This window comes from Marinobacter arenosus (assembly GCF_019264345.1).
In the GTDB taxonomy this organism is placed as follows: Bacteria; Pseudomonadota; Gammaproteobacteria; order Pseudomonadales; family Oleiphilaceae; genus Marinobacter; species Marinobacter arenosus.
Genome location: NZ_JAHVAO010000001.1, coordinates 689,647 through 710,946, shown reverse-complemented (window position 1 = coordinate 710,946; position 21,300 = coordinate 689,647). Strand labels below are relative to the sequence as shown.

General features: G+C 56.7%; 22 protein-coding genes and 3 tRNA genes. 15 read left to right on the top strand and 10 right to left on the bottom strand.

Annotated features, from left to right (window positions below; genetic code table 11):
• Positions 1–19 precede the first annotated feature (19 nt).
• The 7 genes from tolA (at position 20) to nadA (ending at position 5,374) form a co-directional block, all read left to right on the top strand.
• A complete protein-coding gene (gene tolA, locus KXD86_RS03225) occupies positions 20–1,048 on the top strand; it encodes a cell envelope integrity protein TolA (protein ID WP_312846247.1) in 1,029 nt (342 codons plus the stop codon).
• A gap of 14 nt (positions 1,049–1,062) precedes the next feature.
• Complete coding sequence (gene tolB / locus KXD86_RS03220) at positions 1,063–2,376, top strand: Tol-Pal system beta propeller repeat protein TolB (protein WP_218634642.1); 1,314 nt, start codon at positions 1,063–1,065, stop codon at positions 2,374–2,376.
• A gap of 64 nt (positions 2,377–2,440) precedes the next feature.
• A complete protein-coding gene (pal, locus tag KXD86_RS03215; protein ID WP_218634641.1) occupies positions 2,441–3,010 on the top strand; it encodes a peptidoglycan-associated lipoprotein Pal in 570 nt (189 codons plus the stop codon).
• A gap of 24 nt (positions 3,011–3,034) precedes the next feature.
• Complete coding sequence (gene ybgF, locus KXD86_RS03210; protein ID WP_218634640.1) at positions 3,035–3,802, top strand: tol-pal system protein YbgF; 768 nt, start codon at positions 3,035–3,037, stop codon at positions 3,800–3,802.
• A gap of 93 nt (positions 3,803–3,895) precedes the next feature.
• Positions 3,896–3,971: transfer RNA gene (locus tag KXD86_RS03205), tRNA-Lys, on the top strand.
• Between the two features lie 70 nt (positions 3,972–4,041).
• A tRNA-Lys gene (locus KXD86_RS03200) sits at positions 4,042–4,117 on the top strand.
• A gap of 195 nt (positions 4,118–4,312) precedes the next feature.
• Positions 4,313–5,374, top strand: coding sequence for a quinolinate synthase NadA (gene nadA, locus KXD86_RS03195; protein WP_218634639.1), 1,062 nt, complete (start codon positions 4,313–4,315; stop codon positions 5,372–5,374).
• Positions 5,375–5,386: 12 nt separating this feature from the next.
• On the opposite strand, the gene KXD86_RS03190 is transcribed toward nadA, so the two are convergent.
• The gene (locus tag KXD86_RS03190; protein WP_218634638.1) at positions 5,387–6,865 is read right to left on the bottom strand and encodes a M48 family metalloprotease; all 1,479 of its coding nucleotides are present in this window, start codon (positions 6,863–6,865) and stop codon (positions 5,387–5,389) included.
• 164 nt (positions 6,866–7,029) lie between these two features.
• On the opposite strand from KXD86_RS03190, the gene KXD86_RS03185 reads away from it, so the two are divergent.
• The gene (locus KXD86_RS03185) at positions 7,030–7,257 is read left to right on the top strand and encodes a sulfurtransferase TusA family protein (RefSeq protein ID WP_218634637.1); all 228 of its coding nucleotides are present in this window, start codon (positions 7,030–7,032) and stop codon (positions 7,255–7,257) included.
• Between the two features lie 16 nt (positions 7,258–7,273).
• Positions 7,274–8,353: an AI-2E family transporter gene (locus KXD86_RS03180; RefSeq protein WP_218634636.1), complete on the top strand. Its 1,080-nt coding sequence runs from the start codon at positions 7,274–7,276 to the stop codon at positions 8,351–8,353.
• Positions 8,354–8,360: 7 nt separating this feature from the next.
• On the opposite strand, the gene KXD86_RS03175 is transcribed toward KXD86_RS03180, so the two are convergent.
• Positions 8,361–8,828 carry a peroxiredoxin gene (locus KXD86_RS03175; protein ID WP_218634635.1) on the bottom strand — a complete coding sequence of 156 codons (468 nt, stop codon included), beginning with the start codon at positions 8,826–8,828 and terminating at the stop codon, positions 8,361–8,363.
• Between the two features lie 74 nt (positions 8,829–8,902).
• On the opposite strand from KXD86_RS03175, the gene dapA reads away from it, so the two are divergent.
• The 6 genes from dapA (at position 8,903) to KXD86_RS03145 (ending at position 14,212) form a co-directional block, all read left to right on the top strand.
• Positions 8,903–9,781 (top strand): 4-hydroxy-tetrahydrodipicolinate synthase, encoded by an 879-nt coding sequence (gene dapA, locus KXD86_RS03170; protein ID WP_218634634.1) that lies wholly within the window; start codon positions 8,903–8,905, stop codon positions 9,779–9,781.
• A 35-nt stretch (positions 9,782–9,816) separates the two neighbouring features.
• Positions 9,817–10,914 carry an NlpB/DapX family lipoprotein gene (gene bamC / locus KXD86_RS03165; protein WP_218634633.1) on the top strand — a complete coding sequence of 366 codons (1,098 nt, stop codon included), beginning with the start codon at positions 9,817–9,819 and terminating at the stop codon, positions 10,912–10,914.
• A gap of 45 nt (positions 10,915–10,959) precedes the next feature.
• Positions 10,960–11,673: a phosphoribosylaminoimidazolesuccinocarboxamide synthase gene (purC, locus tag KXD86_RS03160; protein ID WP_218634632.1), complete on the top strand. Its 714-nt coding sequence runs from the start codon at positions 10,960–10,962 to the stop codon at positions 11,671–11,673.
• A gap of 31 nt (positions 11,674–11,704) precedes the next feature.
• A complete protein-coding gene (locus KXD86_RS03155) occupies positions 11,705–12,442 on the top strand; it encodes a TIGR04219 family outer membrane beta-barrel protein (RefSeq protein ID WP_218634631.1) in 738 nt (245 codons plus the stop codon).
• A gap of 12 nt (positions 12,443–12,454) precedes the next feature.
• Entirely contained in the window at positions 12,455–13,462 is a 1,008-nt protein-coding gene (locus tag KXD86_RS03150; protein ID WP_218634630.1) for an NAD-dependent epimerase, read from the top strand.
• Positions 13,463–13,579: 117 nt separating this feature from the next.
• Entirely contained in the window at positions 13,580–14,212 is a 633-nt protein-coding gene (locus KXD86_RS03145; protein ID WP_218634629.1) for a GNAT family N-acetyltransferase, read from the top strand.
• Here KXD86_RS03145 and KXD86_RS03140 read toward each other — a convergent pair.
• From KXD86_RS03140 to KXD86_RS03105, 8 genes are all read right to left on the bottom strand, one after another.
• On the bottom strand, positions 14,204–15,043 hold the full coding sequence (locus KXD86_RS03140; RefSeq protein WP_218634628.1) for an RluA family pseudouridine synthase: 840 nt from the start codon (positions 15,041–15,043) through the stop codon (positions 14,204–14,206). The two genes, KXD86_RS03145 and KXD86_RS03140, sit on opposite strands and share 9 nt — an antisense overlap.
• A gap of 100 nt (positions 15,044–15,143) precedes the next feature.
• Complete coding sequence (locus KXD86_RS03135) at positions 15,144–16,007, bottom strand: cupin-like domain-containing protein (protein WP_218634627.1); 864 nt, start codon at positions 16,005–16,007, stop codon at positions 15,144–15,146.
• Positions 16,008–16,252: 245 nt separating this feature from the next.
• Positions 16,253–16,329 (bottom strand) — tRNA-Val (locus KXD86_RS03130).
• A gap of 55 nt (positions 16,330–16,384) precedes the next feature.
• Entirely contained in the window at positions 16,385–17,335 is a 951-nt protein-coding gene (locus KXD86_RS03125; protein WP_218634626.1) for a DMT family transporter, read from the bottom strand.
• Between the two features lie 155 nt (positions 17,336–17,490).
• Positions 17,491–18,579 carry a hypothetical protein gene (locus KXD86_RS03120; RefSeq protein WP_218634625.1) on the bottom strand — a complete coding sequence of 363 codons (1,089 nt, stop codon included), beginning with the start codon at positions 18,577–18,579 and terminating at the stop codon, positions 17,491–17,493.
• Positions 18,580–18,703: 124 nt separating this feature from the next.
• A complete protein-coding gene (locus KXD86_RS03115; RefSeq protein WP_218634624.1) occupies positions 18,704–19,777 on the bottom strand; it encodes a hypothetical protein in 1,074 nt (357 codons plus the stop codon).
• A gap of 139 nt (positions 19,778–19,916) precedes the next feature.
• Positions 19,917–20,534 (bottom strand): YceI family protein, encoded by a 618-nt coding sequence (locus KXD86_RS03110; RefSeq protein WP_376770945.1) that lies wholly within the window; start codon positions 20,532–20,534, stop codon positions 19,917–19,919.
• A complete protein-coding gene (locus KXD86_RS03105; RefSeq protein WP_218634623.1) occupies positions 20,521–21,255 on the bottom strand; it encodes a CDP-alcohol phosphatidyltransferase family protein in 735 nt (244 codons plus the stop codon). The genes KXD86_RS03110 and KXD86_RS03105 overlap by 14 nt, the downstream gene beginning before the upstream one ends.
• Positions 21,256–21,300 lie beyond the last annotated feature (45 nt).

Sequence of the window (21,300 nt, the reverse complement as noted above, 5' to 3'; positions counted from 1 at the left end):
CAGTGCGGGCAGGTTTGTTGTGATAGGTCACGAGCGCGAAGTAACCAGCACGGGCGTACCACCCTGGAAATCTCCGGTTGCATTGTCGATCACCCTGCACCTTGTGATTATCGGTGTTGCACTGGCAGGCTGGACTTGGTCCAGCCCGGACCATGAACCACCGCCCCGGAGTATCTCGGCGAGGTTGATTACCCAGCAACAGCCAGAACCCAGTCCAATAGTGGAACCGGATGATCAGCCTGATCGTGAGGAAGAGAGGCTCCGGGAAGAGCAGAAGCGCCAGGCCGAACAGGAGCGTAAAGAAGAGGAAGCCCGGCGTCAGGCGGAACAGAAGGCACGCGAGGAGGCGGAACGCCAGGCCAGGGAAGAGGAACGCAAGCGCCAACTGGCAGAGCAGCGGAAGAAGGAAGAGGCCGCCAAAGCGGAGGAAGCCGCCCGCCAGAAGGCAGAAGCCGAAGCCCGGGAACGCGAACGCAGAAAAGCCGAAGAGGAAAAGCGGCGAAAGGAAGAGGCCCAGCGTAAGGCGGAGGAAGAGAAGCGTCGCCAGGAAGAACAGCGAAAACGGGAAGAGGCCGAGCGTAAGAAACGTGAGGAGGAGGCCCGCAAAGAGGCTGAGCGTAAGCGGCTCGAGGCCGAGCGCCGCTTGAAAGAGCAGCAACTCGAGGCATTGGCTCAAGAGGCTGAGCAGGCGAAGGCAGCCGAAGCGCGAGAGCGGGCGCAGGCGGCGGCTGCAAAGGCCCGCGAAGCGCAGATGCTGACAGAAAGTGAAAAGTATCAGGCGTTGATCCGTGAGCGCCTCAGTCAGGCCTGGTACCCGCCCTCGTCGGCGACTGAAGAAATGACAGCCCGGCTGCAGATCACCCTGCTGCCCACGGGTGAACTGGCGGGCGTTAAACTGGTGGGTAGTAGTGGCAATACCGCGTTCGATAACTCTGCGCTCAGCGCTGTGCGATCGCTTAATCGATACCCGATCCCGGATGAGCGCGACACGTTCGAGCGGTATTTCCGTCAGTTTACCATCGAGTTCAACCCTCGCCGGTTGAAATAAGGAATGGATGACACATGACACAGCGGGTTTGGACTATGCCGTTACGAAAGCTTTTTTCAGTGATCGCCCTGGTTTTTCTGACGGTGAACACGGCGAATGCCGAATTGTTGATCCGGATTACCGAGGGTGCTGACGCCGCAATTCCGATTGCCGTTGTGCCGTTTTCGGAGAGTGGGGCGGTGCCTCCGGGAGACAAGGTCGGAGACATTGTACACAGCGACCTTGCCATGAGCGGTGAGTTTCGCCCATTGCCGGCCGAGAAAATGCTGAGTCTTCCGTCCAAGCGGGAAGAGGTGTTCTTTCGGGATTGGCGACTGCTTGGGCAGCGTTACGTCCTCGTGGGTAGCCTGACCAGGCAGGGAGATCGGGTTTCGGCGCGATACGAGCTGTTTGATGTCAATACGGAGGAGCGACTGCTGGGGGAAACCGCAGCTGCGCCAGCATCGAATATGCGGTCGCTTGCCCACCACGTGAGCGACAAGGTTTACGAGGCCATTACCGGTGTGCCCGGGGCGTTCTCCACCAAGCTGGCCTACGTGACGCTCGATACCTTCAACGGCAAGCCTCGGTACCGGTTACAGGTTAGTGACGTGGACGGAAAGCGGGCCAGGGTCCGCTTGGAGAGTCAGGAGCCAATTCTTTCGCCGGCCTGGTCCCCCGATGGGAAGAAGCTAGCGTATGTCTCGTTTGAGACGGGCAAGCCGGTGATTTTCGTCCATGAGCTGGCGACCGGAAACCGAACTGCGGTTGCGGATTTTCCGGGTCTGAATTCCGCGCCGGCCTGGTCCAGGGACGGCAGATCGTTACTGATGACCCTGTCGAAAGACGGAAATGCCGAAATCTACCGAATGAATCTGGCGAGTCGTCAGTTAACCAAGATAACCAATCACTGGGCTATTGATACGGAGCCGAGCTGGGATCACACCGGCGACGGCCTGTTCTTCACGTCGGACCGATCCGGTGGGCCGCAGATCTACCACAAGGAAAGTGAGCGGGCGGCGCCCCGTCGTATTACCTTTGGCAGCCGCTACAACGCGCGGCCCAGACCGGATAACACTGGAGACTTTGTCTACTACGTGCATCAGCGGAACAGCGCGTTTCATATCGCCCGAACCAATCTTGATACCGGTGAGGAGACCATCCTCACCCGAACAGAATCCGATGAATCCCCAAGTGTGTCCCCGAACGGTCGAATGCTGATCTATGCCACCAAGCAGGGTTCAGACAGCGTGCTCACCGTTATTTCTGTCGATGGCGGTGCTGCCTACAGCCTGCCGGCGTCGGAAGGCGATGTGCGCGAGCCGGCCTGGGGGCCGCTGGTGCGGTAACGGGGCCCTTTGTTGCCCGTAAAATGATTCGTTAAACAAGTCAATCAACTAAAAGGAACGTTTTATGAAGTTGTCAGCCCAATCCAAGTTTTTTGCCGTTCTGCTGTCTGCCGGTCTCTTTGCCGGTTGTAGCTCCACTGGCGAAACAGTAGACGAGGGTGCCTACGGTTCTGACGTCGATGCGATTGATCAGGACGGTGGTTCCACTGTCTACGGCGGCGGCGACCAGGACGGCATTTCTTCCTCGGCGATGACCGAAGAAGAGCGTATGGCCGCCCAGCAGCAGGCTGAGCAGGAAGCGCTGCGTGATATCACAACCTTCTACTTCGATTTCGACACTGCTGAGATCAAGCCTGAAGCTCGTGATGTTCTGGTTGCCCACGCCCAGTTCCTGGCTAACAATCCGGGTCAGCAGGTGCGTCTTGAGGGCCACGCCGACGAGCGTGGAACCAAAGAATACAACCTGGCATTGGGTGAGCGTCGTGCCAACGCCATCCAGCGTTTTCTGGTTGTAAACGGTGCCTCACGTGGTCAAATGGAAACCGTGAGCTACGGTGAAGAGAAGCCGGCGGTTATGGGTTCGACTGAAAGTGCCTGGGCCCAGAACCGTCGTGTGGAGCTCGTGTTCGAGTAAACACATCAGATGTCAGGAATGCCCATGAGAAAATTACTCATGGCGGCAGTGGTTCTCCCGTTTGCCTTCGGGCAGGCGGGAGTGGCGCTGGCGCAGTCAACTACGCAGGCTTTTCAGAACAGCAGTTCGGAAGCCCAGCGCAAGGCGAATAGCAGTCAGGCCACCGCTGAGCTTTTCTACATGATCCAGCAACTCCAGGGCGAAGTTCGTCGCCTGCAAGGACAGGTAGAGGAGCAAAAATATGAGATCGATCGCCTGAAAGAGCAGGGCCGGGATCGTTATATCGATCTTGATCAGCGCATACTGGACCTGTCCGAGAAGATTGCTGAGCAGCCCGCGAGCTCGCCTGGGGCTGGTGCAGGGGTGGCCGGGGCCGCTGGCGGCGCTGCTACAGCCACCAAGGAGTATCGTCAGCCTGATGCTGAGGAGCGCAAGCAGTACGAGGCGATCCAGGACCTGATTCGGAACCAGAAGAACTATGACGAGGCAATCAGCCAGCTTTACGAGTTCATCGATCAGTACCCGGAAGGGGATCTGACCGTTAACGCTTACTACTGGCTGGGAGAGGTCTACCTCGTGAAGCCTCAGTTGGAGCAGGCCAAGCAGGCCTTCACGATTGTCGCAACACGGTATCCTGACCATCGGAAAGCCCCGGATGCTGTCTACAAGTTGGGAGTCACTCTTGATCGGCTTGGCGAGAAACAGGAGGCCAGGCGGCGGATGGAAACGGTTGTCAGGGACTACCCAAATAGCAGTGCCGCCAATCTGGCGCAGAAGTATCTGGGCTCCTGAACCAACGGATCGGTTGCTTCGGGAGAAATGTTGAGAAACCTGAGAAAAAGGGTTGATCAACGCCAAAAAATCATTACTATATGCGCCTCGTTTGGGTCGTTAGCTCAGTTGGTAGAGCAGTTGGCTTTTAACCAATTGGTCGAAGGTTCGAATCCTTCACGACCCACCAAATTCGAATTCCGGCGTGTGCTGAGTCACGTCGGGATGGGGTCAGTGTTTACGTGCTGATCCGCAGTTACGGGTCGTTAGCTCAGTTGGTAGAGCAGTTGGCTTTTAACCAATTGGTCGAAGGTTCGAATCCTTCACGACCCACCAAATAGCGAAAACCCCGCACGGGTTTTGCGAAAAAAGAGCCTCCGGGCTCTTTTTTTTTGCGTATACGTTATTACCTAGTCAGGAGAGGGCACGGAAATCCCGCCCAGGGTTCTGTTGCAGCCTTGTTTCGGAATCACGAAAGCCAGGGTTGAAGTGATATAATCCCCAAAGACCACGCAACACAGAGATGCAGTAATGACACGAGCTGAAGATCGTATTCTTGTTCAGGAACACCTCGCCCACGCCGCGGAACCCAAACCGCTGAGCGCTGACGAGAAGGCCGATCTGGAAAGCCGCATCAAGGCCGTGCTCAAAGCCAAGGACGCGGTGCTGGTAGCTCATTATTACACGGATCCTGATCTTCAGCGCCTGGCAGAGGAAACCGGTGGTTGCGTGGCGGATTCACTGGAAATGGCGCGGTTTGGAAACCAGCATCCGGCGTCGACCGTTGTCGTGGCTGGTGTGCGCTTCATGGGCGAAACCGCCAAGATTCTCAATCCTGAGAAACGGGTGTTGATGCCAACCCTGGAGGCAACCTGTTCCCTGGATGTGGGCTGTCCGGCGGATGAGTTCGCCGAGTTCTGTGACCAGCACCCCGACCGTACCGTTGTTGTCTACGCGAATACGTCGGCAGCCGTTAAGGCGAGGGCTGACTGGGTAGTAACCTCCAGTTGTGCTCAGGCCATTGTTGAAGACCTGGACGCCCGTGGCGAAAAGATCCTTTGGGCGCCTGATAAGCACCTGGGCCACTATGTCCAGAAGACCACGGGCGCCGACATGCTTTTGTGGGACGGGTCGTGTATTGTCCACGAGGAATTCAAGTACCGTGGTCTGGAAGATCTGAAGGCGCTCTACCCGGAGGCGGCTGTGCTGGTTCATCCGGAATCTCCCGATGCCGTGGTGGAGATGGCGGATGTGGTGGGCTCAACGTCTCAGTTGATTCATGCGGTTCAGACGCTGCCCAATGAGACGTTTATCGTGGCTACGGACAACGGTATCTTCTACAAGATGCAGCAGCTCGCGCCCAACAAAACGTTGCTGGAAGCGCCGACCGCAGGGAATGGTGCTACCTGTCGTAGCTGTGCCCATTGTCCCTGGATGGCGATGAACGGGCTGGAGAACCTGCTTCATGTCCTGGAGCACGGTGATCAGGAGGTCGAGGTTGATGACGCCTTGCGTGAGCGTGCCCTCAAGCCTCTGCGTCGAATGCTGGACTTCACGGCCAACATGAATCTGAAAGCTGCCGGCAACGCCTGAGCGGTCGGAGCGTCAGCTGTTTCGTCTGGCGTTCAGGCGGCTGGTTATCTCGGCCAGCCTTTCGGTGACAACCTGACGTTGGGGTGATCCCGCCGGCAGCTTTTCCTGGGCCTGTCGAAGCTGGCGCTGGGCGGACTCGAGATCTCCCATCAGCGCGTCGTATTCCGCGCGGGCCCGATGCACCCCAACGATGTTGCGCGCCATGCCTTCCGCTTCGGCCAACCGAAGCCAGAGATGTTCCTGGGCGGGAAGTTGCCGGGTCAGTTGTTTCAGATACTCTGCGGCAGCGGCGCCATTGCCGTCGGCAATTTCCGCTTCAGCCAGTTTGAACGTGATGGGGTAATTGCCAGGGTTCCTGGCCAGGGCCTCTCGGAGAATGTCTCTGGCCTCCTGAATCCGTTTCTGGTCGATCAGTACGTCAGCCAGTGTGACCTGAAAGGTGATTCGTCCGGGGGCTCGGTCCAGAAGGTCCCTGAGAACGTTCAGGGCTTTGTCGGGCTGATTGTTCTTCTGGTAGGCAACGGCAAGTCCGTATCGAATTGCGTCATGCCTCTGCGCCTTATCGCCATTGAGATACGCCTCGAATGTTTCAACGGCCACGTCCGCCGACGCCGCATAATGCACCTGCAAACGGTTGCGGATCAGGTGATATTCCTGGCCGTCCCTGATGTTTCGGTCCGGATACTGCTCGGCACGGTTCCGGGTGTCCGCTACCCGGCTTTGGGTAAGCGGGTGCGTGGATAAGTATTCGGGAACCTGGTTACCCTGGAGCCGGTTCTGCCGCATCATGATCTCGAACATCTCGGGCATCCCACGGGGGTCCATGCCGGCGCTTGCCAGGATATCCAGGCCGACTCGGTCTGCTTCCTGTTCGTGGGCTCTGCTATAAGCGAGCATGTTCTGGACTGCCAGCGCCTGAGTGCCCGCAATGGCTGCAATACCAAGGTCAGACTGGGTGACGGCCGACAGGATGATGCCGGCGAGCATGCCGGCCATGGTCAATGGAGCACTGGTTTCCTGTTGCTCCAGCCTGCGTGCAAAGTGCCGCTGGCTCAAGTGGGCAAGCTCGTGAGCCAGCACCGATGAGAACTGCTGTTCGGTGGCAGCATTAAGGAACAACCCGCCATTGACCCCGACAATTCCGCCCGGAACGGCGAAGGCGTTGATCTCGGGGCTGTCGATCAGTGCCAGGGTAAGGTTCCGGTCCTGGAGTGGGGCAGAGGGTACCAGTCGGTAGATGATTGCCGTCAGATAGTCGTAGACCAGTGGATCCGTGATTCTCGGCGCCGACCGGCGGATCGAAATCATGACCTGTTGTCCGATTTCCGATTCCTGTTGCCCGGAAATCAGGCCGCCGCCATTGCCGCCGATATTTGGCAACTCGGTTTCCTGGGCGTGAACGAGCGAAAAGGCGGCGCACAAACACGCCGCGAGGGCGCCCGCCCTGGCGCTGCGGGACAATCGGGCTAAACGGTGTTGGAAGCAAATCATGTAACGCAGGGTGCCTTTCGTTCCAGGTGCCAGTGTGACAACAGCTTACGATAAAAAGTTCTTAAAATTCGATTAAAATCTATTGTGATGCAATACATTATCACTGTCGGCATAATGCGTGCCTGTTCATTCGCCTTACCGGTTTGTAGTGGTGCTTCAATTTTATGGTAGATCGTACTCTTGACGCCTCCGGCCTTCGCTGCCCGATGCCTCTGCTGAAAACCAAGCTGGAACTGAACGCAATGTCTGCGGGAGAGGAGCTCGAGGTTATTGCGACGGATTCCGGATCCGCCCGGGATATTCCTGCATTTATCGAACTTTCCAGTCACCAGTTGATGAGTTCATCTGAGGCCGATGGCCAATTTCGGTTTGTGATAAAGTGCGGCGGCTAACCATTCGGAGTCATTGATGATCAGTATATTACGCGGGCTCGCGCACAAGTATTTTTCAGACGAAGAGGCGGTCATCCTTTTTCTGATCCTGGTGATCGGAACCGTACTGGTTATCTGGTTTGGTGCCATGTTGGCGCCGGCCATCGCGTCTCTGATCATTGCCTTTATCCTCCAGGGGCTTGTGACCAAACTCGTCAAACTTGGCGTACCGGAAATGGTCGCCATCATCAGCGTGTTTTTGCTGTTCCTTGGGGTCCTTGTCGGGGTTATTTTCGGTCTGCTGCCTCTTCTCTGGACTCAGGTCAGTAACCTGGCGGGTGAAACGCCCCGAATTATCCGTGAGATGCAGTCTTACCTTGAATTGCTGCCCGAGGAATACCCGCAGCTGATTTCCGCAGATGCTGTTAATACCCTTTACCAGCAGGTTTCGACGGAAGTCGCACACATGACGCAATGGTTGGTGTCCTTCTCGCTATCGAGCATTCCCGATCTGGTGGCGCTTCTGATCTACGTGGTGCTGGTGCCCATTCTGGTTTTCTTCTTTTTGAAAGACCGGGAGGTGCTGCTCGATTCCATTGGGCGACTGCTTCCTTCGCAACGTCCGATGATGTTGAAAATCTGGCACGAGGTGAATCTCCAGTGCGCCAATTACGTTCGCGGAAAGGCGGTCGAGATCCTCATTGTTGGGGGCGCCACCTACGTGGCGTTCAAGCTCCTGGGCATGCCCTATGCGGCGCTGCTGTCACTGCTGGTTGGCCTGAGTGTCGTCATTCCCTACATCGGCGCGGCTGTTGTGACGATACCCGTCGCCATGATTGGGCTGTTTGCCTTTGGTTGGGGCAGCCACTTTATCTGGGTCATGGTGGTCTACGGCATTATCCAGGCGCTCGACGGCAACGTGCTGGTGCCTGTTCTATTTTCCGAAGTGAACAACCTGCATCCGGTTGCCATTATCGTTGCGGTGTTGTTCTTTGGCGGGATCTGGGGGCTGTGGGGGGTCTTTTTCGCTATCCCGCTGGCGACCCTTCTCAAGGCCGTGTTTGCGGCGTGGCCGGTGAAGGAGCATGTCCAGCCACCGGCCCCGGAGCAATCCTGATGTCGCGTCAGAGGGCTTTTACGGCCTCAAGAACCTCTTGAGCATGCCCTTTGACCTTGACGCCACGCCAGGCGTTTCGAAGAACGCCCTCGGCGTCAATCAAAAACGTACTGCGGTCGATGCCCAGGTATTCCTTGCCGTAAAGCTTCTTGAGTTTGATGACGTCGAACAGCTTGCACAGGGACTCGTCCTTGTCTGAAATAAGGTGGAACGGGAATTCATGCTTGGCCCGGAAATTCTCGTGGGCTTTCAGGCCGTCTCTGGAGACACCGAAGATCTCGGTATCGAGTTCGGTAAACGCTTTCATCAGGTCCCGGAAATCCTGGCCCTCCGAAGTACAACCAGGCGTGTTGTCTTTGGGGTAGAAATAGATGACAACGTTTTGCCCCCTGAGATCGGCCAGACGAATAGTCTGGTCGCCAGTGGCTGAAGCCTCAAAGTCGGGCACGGGTTGGCCCAGTTCAACAGATGGCATGACAACTCCTTTAATTCCCTTGTGTCAGTTCGTGCCCAACATTACCATATCGGTTTTATTCGGACGGAGCTTTTATGATTACGGGTAGCCTTGTCGCACTGGTCACGCCCATGGATCCAAACGGTGACATTCACTGGGAGGAGCTGGATCGGCTGGTGGATTTTCATATTGAAAACGGCACCCATGGCATCGTTGCTGTGGGCACCACTGGTGAATCCGCAACGCTGGACCCTGAAGAGCATTGCCAGGTGATCGGCCACATCATAAAACGTGTGGATGGTCGCATCCCCGTCATTGCCGGTACAGGGGGCAACAGCACCCGAGAAGCCATAGAGCTGACGACCGAAGCCCACAAACTGGGTGCCGATGCCTGTCTCCTGGTGGTTCCTTACTACAACAAGCCGACCCAGGAAGGCTTGTACCGCCATTTCAAGACGATTGCCGAAGCCGTCCCCGGCATGAATCAGATGCTCTACAACGTTCCGGGCCGGACCGCCTGCGACATGCTCAATGAAACGGTTCTGCGCCTGGCTGATATCCCGAATATCGTTGCCATCAAGGATGCCACCGGCAACATTCCTCGCGGAGCGGAACTGATTGAAGCGTTGAACGGGCGTCTCGCGGTTTATTCCGGTGACGATGCGACTGCCGCCGAGCTGATGTTGGCAGGCGCCAAGGGGAACGTCTCGGTCACGGCCAACGTTGCGCCGAAAGCGATGTCGCAACTCTGCGAAGCCGCCATTGCGGGCAATCGCGAAGAAACCGAACGTCTGAATGATCTTCTGATGCCTCTGAACCGGAAGTTGTTCCTCGAGGCGAACCCCATACCGGTAAAGTGGGCTCTGCACCGCATGGGTATGATCAGCGAGGGCATTCGTCTGCCGTTGACGCCGCTGAGCGAGAAGTTCCACGCAGAAGTGGAAGATGCGCTGAAAGCCTCAGGTGTACTCTGAGTTTACTGAAACTGTGTCTGACCCGGAGTAACCCGATGCCGGTTCTTGAAGGAACCCGTAGTACCCCGTTGTTCTCGACCAAGGCTATCGCATCCGGACTGTTGCTGATGACAGCGCTGTCCGGATGTAGCCTGATAGAAGATCGTTCCGAACGTTACGTTTCCGCAGAAGAGGGCAAACCGCTTGAGCTCCCGGCCAGTGCGGAGAAGTCCCGCTTCAGTCAGGTGATGCCCATTCGCGATGTCGCGGTCGCTGACGCCAGCAAAATGTACCCTTCCGATATCCCAAGCCCGCCGGACATGACGTCTGAAATTCTCGAAGAGAATTACGTCATCGAAGAGCTCGACGGTCGCGTCTGGCTGCTCGTCAATGATGTTCCGGGCCGTATCTGGCCGGCAGCGAATGCGTATATGTCCGATCGGGGGCTCGGTGTTGGCTATGACAGCCCCCAGCTCGGGCTACTGCAAAGCGAACTGCTGAATTTCAGCAAGCGGGCCCGACAGTTGGCCGACTTGCCGGATCAGCCCGGCGTTGAGGAGCCGAGAGTTGTGCTCCAGATGCGCATGGCGCCGGGCGTACGCCGAAAGACGACTGAGATTCAGGTTCGAAAGGTCATCGTTGACGGCCAGCCTGAAGAGCTCGTCTCCTGGTCGGGCACCAGTAGCCCGACGCCTGACGCTGTAGAGGTGCAGAAACGTGTGCTGAACGACCTCGGGACTTTCCTCAAGGCCCGTGAAGAAAACAAGTCGTTCTCTCGAGCCGCGTCCGGGATGGTCAGCGACCCCCTCGTAAAACTGGTGTCCGAAGGTGACGAGGCCGTCGCCATCCGCATGAACCTTGATTACGGTCGCTCCTGGGCAGAACTGAGCCGGGCGTTGACCGAGGCCGGGATCGCTGTGGTTGACCTCAACCGGAGCGAAGGCTGGTTCTACGTGGATTTCCGCACGGAAGATGAGCGTGACTCGGGCTGGTTTGACTGGTTTAGCGATGAGGACAAGCCGGAACACACCCACACGATAAACCTCGCAGAACGTGACAATGAACTGGTTATCACGGCCGAGCGTCTGACCAGTTACGACGGAGAGAACTCCGTGCCCGATCTTCTGACACAATTGTTTGACTATCTATACTGATTGAGTGGGCGGTTATCCAGGCCGATCCCACTTCGGAGACCTGTAATGGAAAAGCGTGAAGAGCTATATGCCGGCAAGGCGAAATCCGTTTTCAAGACGGACGATCCCGATCGTTTCGTGCTTGTGTTCCGTGACGACACGTCTGCGTTTGATGGCGAAAAAAAGGAACAGCTGAATCGCAAGGGCATGGTCAATAACAAGTTCAATGCGTTCATCATGGAGAAGCTGGAAGCCGCGGGTATTCCGACTCATTTCGAGGGCCTGCTGTCTTCGACGGAATCGGTGGTCAAGAAGCTCGACATGATTCCCGTTGAGTGTGTCGTTCGCAACATCTCTGCCGGTAGCCTGTGCCGACGTCTGGGCGTGGAAGAGGGGCAGGAACTGACGCCTTCCACCTACGAATTGTTTCTCAAAAATGACGCGCTGCATGACCCCATGGTGAACGAGTCACTGGCGGTGAGTTTTGGTTGGGCGTCGGCTGAAGAACTGGAACGCATGAAAGAGCTCACCTACAAGGTGAACGATGTCTTGAAGGCTCTGTTCGACGATGCGGGAATGCTACTCGTGGATTACAAGCTGGAATTCGGTCGAAGCGGCGGTGACATCGTGCTGGGCGACGAGTTCAGTCCGGACGGTTGCCGTATCTGGGACAAGGAAACCCGGAAGAAAATGGACAAGGACCGTTTTCGCCAGGGATTGGGTGACGTGATTGAAACCTACGAGGAAGTCGGACGCCGTCTGGGTATCCAGTTCGACTGATCCTGACATACAACAAAAGAAAAGGTGTTTTATGCGTAAATTGATGGTTGTCGCCTGCAGTTCTCTTATGTTGTCAGCACCGCTGACTCAGGCCGATGTGGTAGGGCTTGGCGCGAACGTCAGTTACTGGGATTCCGACCTGTCCGGTCAGGCCACCGATAATGGCGACGTCGTTGATGTCGAGAATGATCTCAATCTGGACAGCGACTCCAACGCCAATGCCTCACTCTATTTCGAGCATCCGGTTCCCGTTTTGCCAAACGTTCGCTTGAACTACACTTTGATTGAGCAAACGGGCCGTGGTCAGTTGGGTGCTGATTTTGGCGGTATTGTTGTGGGCAGCGGCGTGGACGTCCGATCAGACCTCGATTTGGAGCAGTTGGACCTCACCCTCTATTACGAAGTGCTTGATAACTGGGTCAATCTTGACCTGGGTTTGACCGCCCGAGATCTGGATGGTGAACTGAACGTCCGGGAGATCGGTGGAACTCAGGCCAGCAAGACTCAAGTGGATGCGGTGCTGCCTATGGGCTATGTGGCCGCCCGCTTTGACTTGCCGCTGACGGGTGTGTCGGTTGGTGCAGAGGGCAACTTCGTCAGCTACAGTGGCGACTCACTGCACGATTTCAACGCCTATGGCCAGTTTGAGATAGCGGTGCTTCAACTGAGAGCCGGGTATCGTCAGATGTCTATCGACTACGAAGATGACGACGAAAGCCTGGACGTGGAAATCGACGGACCGTTCATCAGCGCGGGCGTTGTGTTCTAGGGAGAAGGAACCTTGAAGATTCTCGTTACGGGAACCGCCGGCTTTATCGGCTCGCATCTGGCCCATCGCCTGCTTGATCGCGGCGATGAGGTCATCGGTGTTGATAACGTCAATGACTACTATGATGTGAGCCTGAAAGAGGCCCGGCTCGAACGATTGACTGGCAAGCCTGGATTCACCGAGGTGCGTCAGGACGTCGCGGACCGGAGCGCCATGGAGGCGCTTTTTGCCGAGCAAAAACCGGAACGGGTTGTGCACCTTGCAGCCCAGGCCGGGGTCCGGTATTCCCTCGAGAATCCTCATGCCTATGTTGACGCCAACCTGGTGGGATTCATGAATATCCTGGAAGGTTGTCGTCACAATAACGTCAAGCACCTCGTATACGCGTCCAGCAGCTCCGTGTACGGCGCTAACGAAACCATGCCGTTTTCCGTGCATGATAACGTGGACCACCCCCTCAGCCTCTACGCGGCCTCCAAAAAGGCCAACGAATTGATGGCTCACACCTACAGCCATCTTTATAACCTGCCCACCACCGGATTGCGCTTCTTCACGGTCTATGGCCCCTGGGGCCGCCCCGACATGGCGCTGTTTATCTTTACCAGGAAGATTCTTGCCGGTGAACCGATCGATGTCTTCAATCATGGCCATCACCGGCGCGATTTCACCTACATCGACGACATCGTGGAAGGCGTGATCCGAACCCTGGATCACGTTGCGGAACCCAACCCCGAGTGGACCGGCGAACGCCCCGATCCGGGCACGGGTAAGGGGCCCTACCGAATCTATAACATTGGTAGCAACAACCCGGTGGAGCTGTCGCGCTTTATCGAAATTATCGAGGAGCGGATCGGGAAAAAAGCTGAGAAAAACCTGCTGCCATTGCAGCCGGGCGATGTCCCTGCCACCTACGCCAATGTTGACGACCTGATCGCAGACGTGGGCTACAAGCCCGGGACGCCAGTCGAAGAGGGCATTGCGAATTTTGTCGACTGGTACCGGGATTTCTATCGCGTCTAACCCTTAGAACGCCCAGGTTCGAGGTGAACGGCGTCCGAAATTTGAAGGGATTCATATTCCGACTAGTATTTGAGGAGTTCCGTCCGCGAATGTCAGACCTCAAGGGATGATCGGTCATTGAAGACTTTACGGCGTTGGTTGCGCCCCCTCAAACGATGGTTTAATCGCACTCTTCGAATCGAAGCGGGCATCTTCTTGTCGAAGCCCATCGAGCAAAACAACCCCGCTGACAAAGACGACTCTGTCACGGTGACCGACATGACGGACATGGCAGAGCTCCGGCAGGATCTGCCCTTCTCCGAGAAAGAGTTTAAACGGCGAGTGCGTGAGGGACACAGGTTCTTTGAGCTTTTTGTAGATCGGGAACCCGTGTCCTACAACTGGGTAGCCTGCACCGGCGCAACGATCGGCATATTGCACGATTTGAGGCTACGGGTACCGGAGAATGCCCTTTATCTCTGGGATGGGGCCACCACCCCGGAGCACCGGGGCAAAGGATTTCTTTCGGTGATGATCAATGGAATTCTCCAGAACCTGAGTCATAAAACGAGTATCGCCTGGACAGCGGTTGCCGTGAGCAATAAATCTTCCAGGCGCGCCCTGGCGAAAGCGGGCTTTGAGCCGATGTTTACCTATGTCAGCGTCCAGCTTCTGGGTCGCACGCTGTTGAGCTTTGTAATCAGGGAAGGAAAGCTGGCCAAGGCGCAGCCGGTGTTTGACCGCTTGGCTAATGAGCCAGTGTCAGTCTGACGGGGCTCCCTGGTCACTCTTGGTCAGGCTGTTCAGATGCTCCGGAAGGCAGAGCCGAATTCGCTGTCGGGTCAGAGGACAGTCGTACTCCAGGCGCACGGCCAATAGTTGCAAGGACACCGAGGCAGGTTGCCCGTAGAGGCGATCGCCGACGATGGGGTGGCCGATGCCGGCGAGATGCTTTCGAATCTGGTGTTTTCGCCCCGTCTCAATGTTGACCCGCAACAGGCTGGTCTCGTCATCTTCTTCGGTTCGAAGTGTGGTAACTCGGCTGGCGGCGGTCTTTCCGTCTATCGGTGTGTCGATCAGACGGTCCTGTGCCTGCAACAGACCGCGTACCCTGGCCTGGTATTCCTTTGTTATGGTTCGGCTGGCAAAACATTGAGACAGGGCGCCTGCGGCTTTGGGATCGTGGGCAATTAGCATCAGGCCGGCTGCGTCTGCATCAAGCCGATGAACCAGAAAGCTGTCTCGCCGCAGTTCAGTTTCCGCCATGCGCAGAAGGCTGCAGTGGTCGCCCCATTGGGAGCCCTGCGCCAGCATTCCGTGAGGTTTAAACCAGACCGAATACCTCCCCCGGTCTTCGAGGCAGTCCGGATTCTCCGGTTTTCGGCCCAGCACGACATCGTCATAGAACAACTGCAACCGTGTCCCGGCCCGGATTTCACGTTTGGCCTTGCGCAGTCGGACTTGTTTGCCTTTGTGGGTCCACCAGCAGGCACCCTTGTTCATGGCGTCCTTGATGCGTTGCTTGGGAAGGCCTGAGGCCTCGCTGAGCGCATCGACCGCAATTTTCGTGTGTTCGAGGGTAAGGTCTATGGACGTTCGCATGGAGGCCGTCAGAAGGTGAATTGGTTGGGGGGAAGCATAAGTAATTGACCCCGCCCTGACAACAGAACGGGGTGGATCCGGTGGAATGTCCCAACCGAAGCTACGGCGCCAGTGGCTTGAAGCTTTTGTGTCGGGGTTGGTTTCCCCCCAAAGCATGGAGCAGGTTCTCATAGAACGCGACAATGGCGCACTTCATGACGATCGGGACAAACGTGAAACCGGGCAGCCTGGCGTCAAATAGAACGGATCGTCTGAGTACGTCCACCCGCGGAGCAACGAACGACAGACTGATGGTCAGGGAGAGTTCCTGAGTCCTGGTCTCTGTACAGTGTGGGCTCGTCGAGGGCATGTATACCCCCATGCCCGGCTCCAGATCGAGTACGAGCGCCTTTTTTTCAAATGACGGCTGATAGTTCAGGGAAGGGGGATTGCATTCTCCGCCAAAAAATTCGTGTAGGCTCTGTCTAGGAACCAGTTCGGGATCATTGGGGCTGAACGCAAGAAAATGCTTGCTACCCCGAAGTTGCAGCAACAGGTTGCTGCCGTAATCCAGGTGATAGGGAGTCGTTGCCCGGCCACGGCTGATGAACAGGGAGCCGGTGCACAGAGTCACCCTGCCATAGGGTGCTGGTAGGGATTCCCTCAACGCGGTTGCCATTTCCCGGAACACGTGTCGCAGAATCGGCGTATCCTCAATCTCGTGCAGGACAATCCAGACATCGCCGTCGGGGTCCTCCAGCTGTTTGAGCAATTCGGATCTTGGAATGTTGTTGGTATAAACCCGTTCGTGACGCTTCTGAGTCGGAGGCTTGGCTTTGATGCTTTCGAGAGGAATGGTTTCGAGGATTTTGGCGATTCCGGAATCGGTAAAGCAGGGATCAAGGTGGCAATCATGAGAAACCGGCATTGGTTCCTTGCCAGCGTCACCCAACATCGGTGGGTCGGATGCATTAAACCTAATCATTTCAGTCACCTGCCGCGCAATAATGGACGATTGCAAAACAGATTCTTGAGACGGCTTAGAGGGTCAAATCTCTTGTGACGCACAAAGCGTCAGAGCCTTACTTTCAAGGATAAGTGAGGAGCGAGTTTTGGCTATTCAGGTTTAAGAATCATTTGAAATACTTCAGACGTTTTCATCGTTCGAAAGTCTAAAGTGAGGGGTGTTCTGAGAAATCTGGTGAGGGGCGTTGCAGATCCGCGAAAGATTGGTAGGACCACCCAGATTCGAACTGGGGACCTCTACCATGTCAAGGTAGCGCTCTAACCAACTGAGCTATGGTCCTATGTCCTGCAACGGGGACGCAATATACTTATTCTCCGGATTCCGGTCAACCACTTTTATGCGGTTTTCCGATTCCTCAACCCGGTCTTGATGGCTTTGCCAATTGCCCCCCACCGATTGACCACCAGCGCAGTGAAAATAAGTGCACATCCGCCCAGTTGAACCGAACTCATTGTCTCTCCAAACCAGCCGGCAGCGAATAATGCAACCCAAATAGGCTCAAGTACCAGGATAACCACGCCGTGACTGTGGGCAGACAGACTCTGGGCGTATGTCTGTAACAGAAACCGCCCCGCCGTTCCAATGAGCGCGCTTGCCAACACCCACCAAACCAGAAGGGGGGAGGGGTCCACAAATGTTTCCTGCCAGGTCTCCAGAACCAGGGATTCCAGCAGCGTCACCGTTCCAACCGTTAACAGGGCCAGGGCAGTGAGAGGTAACGCCGGCACTCGGTGCTTTTCAATCGTTTCACCTCGTCGATTGATGACGGTTCGCTGATTGGCTGCCCGGGTGTTCAGGGTAAAGTACAGGGCAAAGATAGAGGCGGCGCAAACAAAGAAAAGTTGCCCCGGTTCGGGGTTAAAGCCATTTTTCAGGGACAGCAGAGCCAGGCCGCAGACCGCAATGGGAATCGCGATCCAGGTACTCGCAGGTTGCTTCTCCTTAAAGGCCAGGCGGGCAATGATGGGGACGATCACGACCCCCAGGCTGGTCAGGAATGCACCTTCACCCATGCTTTTGGTGTGGAACAGGCCCATGACCCAGAAACTCATGGCGATACCGAATACCAGGCCGACGGCAATGCTGCGCCGGATCTGATCTGTACTCAACCGTGATAACGGGCGCCAGGCCGCGAAGGCGAGAACACTGCCGGCGATGAGGAAGCGCGCGGCCATGAAAAGCAGTGGAGGCATCAGCAGGACGGCCTCCTTGGAAAACATCCAGCTGATAGCGGCTGCAAGCGTTACGGCTACCAGCAGAACGTCTGATTTGCGAGCGTCGGACATCGTAAACCCGTGTGAGCGTCGGTCGGCGACCGAAAGACCGAAAACGGGACAATGTATAGCTTGCGAACAAAAAAGGGAAGGTGAGATAGGGTGGAAGAATGGGGTGGGCTCGTCCTTGAGCCCGATTTTCCTCGTGAAATCAGCGGACTTCCCAGTCAGTTGTTGAGTGTGGTGTAGACCAATGTCGACATGTCGGTCTGATCGGACCCCGGTACTTCAATGTAGGTGTCGCCAGACCCCCACCATTGCCACCAGGCCCGCTGATTGTAGGTTCGGCTGGCAAAGTCGAGCCGGAGTCCGTTCAGGGTTGTGTTGTTCACCACCGGTACCGAGGTATTCCCGGTTTCCGAACCCAGCACGCCGCTGTGGCTTGCACCTTCGTTCATCAGGATAGGGAAGTGATTGAACCAGAGTCCGTCCGGCCCGTTCTGGTTGGTGACCTTGCCGGCCAGGCTGATCTGGTCGGAGCAGGATTCGATCCCATCAGCGGTCGTCGAACCGCAGGCGGAATGGGTGGGCACGACCCCATCGTCAGTTCCAGCAATAAAGGGCTTTGTCACGCCTCCGTAGGACGAGCCGCCAGCGACAAAACGAAGCCTGGGGATGGCATTCGGGCTGATCGCAAGGTTGCGGGCTGCATTGGTCTGCAGGTCGTTAACCACCCCCAGTTTCCCGGGTTCCGGTTCGATGCCAGTGAAGGCTTGCACGGCGGCTTTCAACGGCCAGTTATACCAACTGTCGTTGTAGGCAATGCTGAGAGCGAGGTCGGCCAGTTCGGTCCCTCCGCCGGCACCGGAATAGTCGATGGCGGCGAGAATTTTCAGGGGTGCGAGCCCTTCCGACTGCAGCCAGCGAGCCTGATTCTCAAGTAGATACCGCGTCACGAGGTCGCCGGTGGAGTGAGACACAATAATGCAGTAGTTGTTGCACAGGCCCTGCTGGCTGATCTGGCGGATCTGCTGATACGCCTGTTGGGCAATATTGCCTTCGATCCGGCCATCGCTCCCCCAGTCCACTCGGGCCTCGGACCGGGCCAGCCAGAACGTGCGCCAGTAATCTTCGCCGGCCGCTTTCACGGCCTGGAGGTTCTCTGGCGGGTTTGCCAGGTCCTCTTGCTGAAAGCCATGCACGAGTATCACATTATGGCCAGCCAACTGGGCCTGGGCGCTGCCGGCAAACAGGCTACCGGTGATTGTGACCGCGACAGCGGCCTTGCAGGCACTTCCGATCATCGTTGTTGTCATGTTTGCTCCGTCTTTGCTGAATTATTGTTGTGAAAAGACGATTACCCGTCGACCTCAGGCACTGAAGGTCTTTCCGACGGTACAACCCGGCGTCAGCCGGTTCGGAGCCAGAGCGGCCCCGCTGTCAGAACTTGTCGGCTAACTGCCTGAGCAGGGCCGCCCGTTGTTCTGATTCGGAATCCGCTGCCGGAGAATCCTGCAGATCCCCGAGGTCCGGCGGCGTAAATGAATACCCATCTTCTGGCCCGAATGCGTAGTGGGTTCGATCTCCGGGCCTGGACGGGAGCTGGCGAATCTGAAGGTTTCGAATCTCGAGCTCGCCCTGAATGTCGCGGTTTGCCAGCACGGTTCCGTGTGCTTTGAGTTCGATCGTTTCCGTGCCAAGGTCCACACGTTGTTCGGATTGGAGTTGGGCGATAGGGACCAGCCCGGCGAACAACTGGGCGGACAGCGCATAGAACCCTGGCTGCTCCGGGTGGAAACGAACGGGGATGACCAGGTTGTTGTCGTTCAGGTAGGGATCCCCCAGGCCTTCAAAATCTCCCAGGTAGGGTTCGATAGTCAGCGTTGAGACGTGTCTCACCGGTTTGCCATCCACCTGCGCCTCGACTATGAGCCGGTACTCCCCGGGGGCCTCATCCGACGCCAGGGACCCTTCATAAAAGCCGGTGCTATCCGACATCGTGAGGGTGGTTGATCCGACCGCCTCTCGTACCTGGGCTGCTTCCAGTGTCGCCTGAAGCGTGTCGCCCACAACTTGCGGACCCTGAACCGAGGCGACCACGAGAATAGGCTCGCCTTTGGTAAACCGGTATTTCTCCAGAGTGACCGTAAAACGGCCATCGTTACCAAGCGGGAGTTCGACAGGCTGATAGTGGTTGCCTTGATAGCCCTTGGCCTGCGCTGCTGTGAGGGGAATGGACCAGGACGGATAGCGAGAATTCTGAGTGTATTGCTCGGCGACACTGGTGAGCATGAAACCAAGCGCATTGTCACCGGGTTGCAGCGGTTCGGGCGCCTTACTCGGGGAATGTGGATTGTCGCTGACCTGATCGCCGGGAACATCGTCTTGGACCCGGTCGGCAAAGCCGGTGACCAGCCACTTGAATGTGGAGGTATTGTCGGCGGACAAATAGTAGCCTGTGCCAAACGCGCAGGTCGTCACAGCCATGAACAGTAGGAGCGCCTTGCCGGGCATCCGTCGATTCCTTGTTATTTTTGTCTTGTTTGTGGCTAATAAACATACAGATATTCAGCGAAGCCCGGCAGAGCTTTGAGGCATCAATGTAACAAAATGTGTTCACGATGAGGGGTCGGTCACAAAATAGCGGCCGGGATCAGAACCACCCGGAATCGCGATTGGCCTCGAACCCGAAACGCAGGCGGACTTCATCACCCACCAGGGCCGGATCCAGCCCATAGGTCATTCCCCAATCGCTCCGTTTCAAGGTCGTTTCGGCACTGATTCCCAAAGTAAAGTCCTCGTGCCCGATGGGGTAGACGGCCGATTTGTTGAGGGTGACATCCAGGACAACAGGGTTGGTCTGGCCCAGCATGGTGAGGTCGCCGGTTACCTTACCCGCGTTCTCCCCGGTTGGTTCGAAGTCGGTCAGGGTGAAGGTGATCTCAGGGTAGTTCTCACTGTCCAGAAAATCCTCCGCCCGTAAGTGGTCGTCACGCTTCTTGTGGTTTGTGAAAACGCTCTCACTCTGAAACACCAGGGTGCCTGAATTGAGTTCGCCGGTTTCTTCGTCATAAACGAACTCGCCTTCCACTTCACGAAACATTCCAATGACTGGCGCGTAGCCTATGTGCATGATTTCAAAAGCCATGGAAAAATGTTCCGAATCGACGGTGAATCTGGACGGCTCGGCCGAAACCACCGGCGTCATGGCGAGGAGTGCAGGAAAGGCAGCCGTGCAGGCGAGGTGCGCAGTCATGTTAGGCAGGTTCATGAGCGGTTCTCCTTTGATAGAGCCAGACAATATCGATGTAAAACGACCAGATCAGCAACAACAGGGCCGTTGCCAGTGTGAGGCTGGCGAAGAGGGGCAGGACGGGCGGCAATATAGCGACCATCAGGGTGACGATTTGCCAGACACAGATGGTTTTTCGCCGGAAGCTGTCAGGAAGCGGGTTATTGAGCCAGCGCCACCTCAGACCGGCGAGAACGAACCCATAGCGGATAGAGCCGAGCGTAAGTACCCACAGGCCGGCCTTGCCCAGCGCGATAACCGCCAGGCAGAGCCCCAGAATGAATGCAGCATCCAGTTCCATGTCAAAGCGGGCGCCAAACTCGCTCTGGGAGTTGGTTGCACGGGCTATGGCACCGTCCACCCCGTCGAGAATCAGTGCCAGGAGGGCGAGCGTTCCATACAGCCAGACGCCAGCTCCGACGCCGTTCATGAACGGTGCACTGGCAAACAGAACAATGACCAGCGACGCCCTCAACAGTGTGGCCCGGTTGGCTGGCCCGATAATCCCATGGGGCGACCAAACGCGAAGCACACACCCGCCGAGGGTGCTGAAAAGCCCGGCGACGATGATCCAGAAGAGCGCAGGGAGCGACCAAAGCAGCGCCACCATAGAGCTCAGGGCGGCGGTCAGAACGAACGCCCACGCCAGGTCCTGCAGTGCAGTCAGGCCATGGGAAGCCGAGTCGCCTTTAGAATCCATACCAAAACTCCAGCGTATAGCCTTGAGGTCTGCAGGGCCGTCGTG

Coding starts and splice junctions, on each gene's coding strand:
- KXD86_RS03155 (WP_218634631.1), top strand. CDS start 11,705: ATGCGTAAATTGATGGTTGTCGCCTGCAGTTCTCTTATGTTGTCAGCA.
- KXD86_RS03115 (WP_218634624.1), bottom strand. CDS start 19,777: ATGCCCGGCAAGGCGCTCCTACTGTTCATGGCTGTGACGACCTGCGCG.
- tolB (WP_218634642.1), top strand. CDS start 1,063: ATGACACAGCGGGTTTGGACTATGCCGTTACGAAAGCTTTTTTCAGTG.
- KXD86_RS03185 (WP_218634637.1), top strand. CDS start 7,030: ATGGTAGATCGTACTCTTGACGCCTCCGGCCTTCGCTGCCCGATGCCT.
- ybgF (WP_218634640.1), top strand. CDS start 3,035: ATGAGAAAATTACTCATGGCGGCAGTGGTTCTCCCGTTTGCCTTCGGG.
- KXD86_RS03175 (WP_218634635.1), bottom strand. CDS start 8,828: ATGCCATCTGTTGAACTGGGCCAACCCGTGCCCGACTTTGAGGCTTCA.
- KXD86_RS03125 (WP_218634626.1), bottom strand. CDS start 17,335: ATGTCCGACGCTCGCAAATCAGACGTTCTGCTGGTAGCCGTAACGCTT.
- KXD86_RS03120 (WP_218634625.1), bottom strand. CDS start 18,579: ATGACAACAACGATGATCGGAAGTGCCTGCAAGGCCGCTGTCGCGGTC.
- KXD86_RS03110 (WP_376770945.1), bottom strand. CDS start 20,534: ATGAACCTGCCTAACATGACTGCGCACCTCGCCTGCACGGCTGCCTTT.
- purC (WP_218634632.1), top strand. CDS start 10,960: ATGGAAAAGCGTGAAGAGCTATATGCCGGCAAGGCGAAATCCGTTTTC.
- dapA (WP_218634634.1), top strand. CDS start 8,903: ATGATTACGGGTAGCCTTGTCGCACTGGTCACGCCCATGGATCCAAAC.
- KXD86_RS03190 (WP_218634638.1), bottom strand. CDS start 6,865: ATGATTTGCTTCCAACACCGTTTAGCCCGATTGTCCCGCAGCGCCAGG.
- KXD86_RS03140 (WP_218634628.1), bottom strand. CDS start 15,043: ATGCGAACGTCCATAGACCTTACCCTCGAACACACGAAAATTGCGGTC.
- bamC (WP_218634633.1), top strand. CDS start 9,817: ATGCCGGTTCTTGAAGGAACCCGTAGTACCCCGTTGTTCTCGACCAAG.
- pal (WP_218634641.1), top strand. CDS start 2,441: ATGAAGTTGTCAGCCCAATCCAAGTTTTTTGCCGTTCTGCTGTCTGCC.
- nadA (WP_218634639.1), top strand. CDS start 4,313: ATGACACGAGCTGAAGATCGTATTCTTGTTCAGGAACACCTCGCCCAC.
- KXD86_RS03105 (WP_218634623.1), bottom strand. CDS start 21,255: ATGGATTCTAAAGGCGACTCGGCTTCCCATGGCCTGACTGCACTGCAG.
- KXD86_RS03135 (WP_218634627.1), bottom strand. CDS start 16,007: ATGATTAGGTTTAATGCATCCGACCCACCGATGTTGGGTGACGCTGGC.
- KXD86_RS03180 (WP_218634636.1), top strand. CDS start 7,274: ATGATCAGTATATTACGCGGGCTCGCGCACAAGTATTTTTCAGACGAA.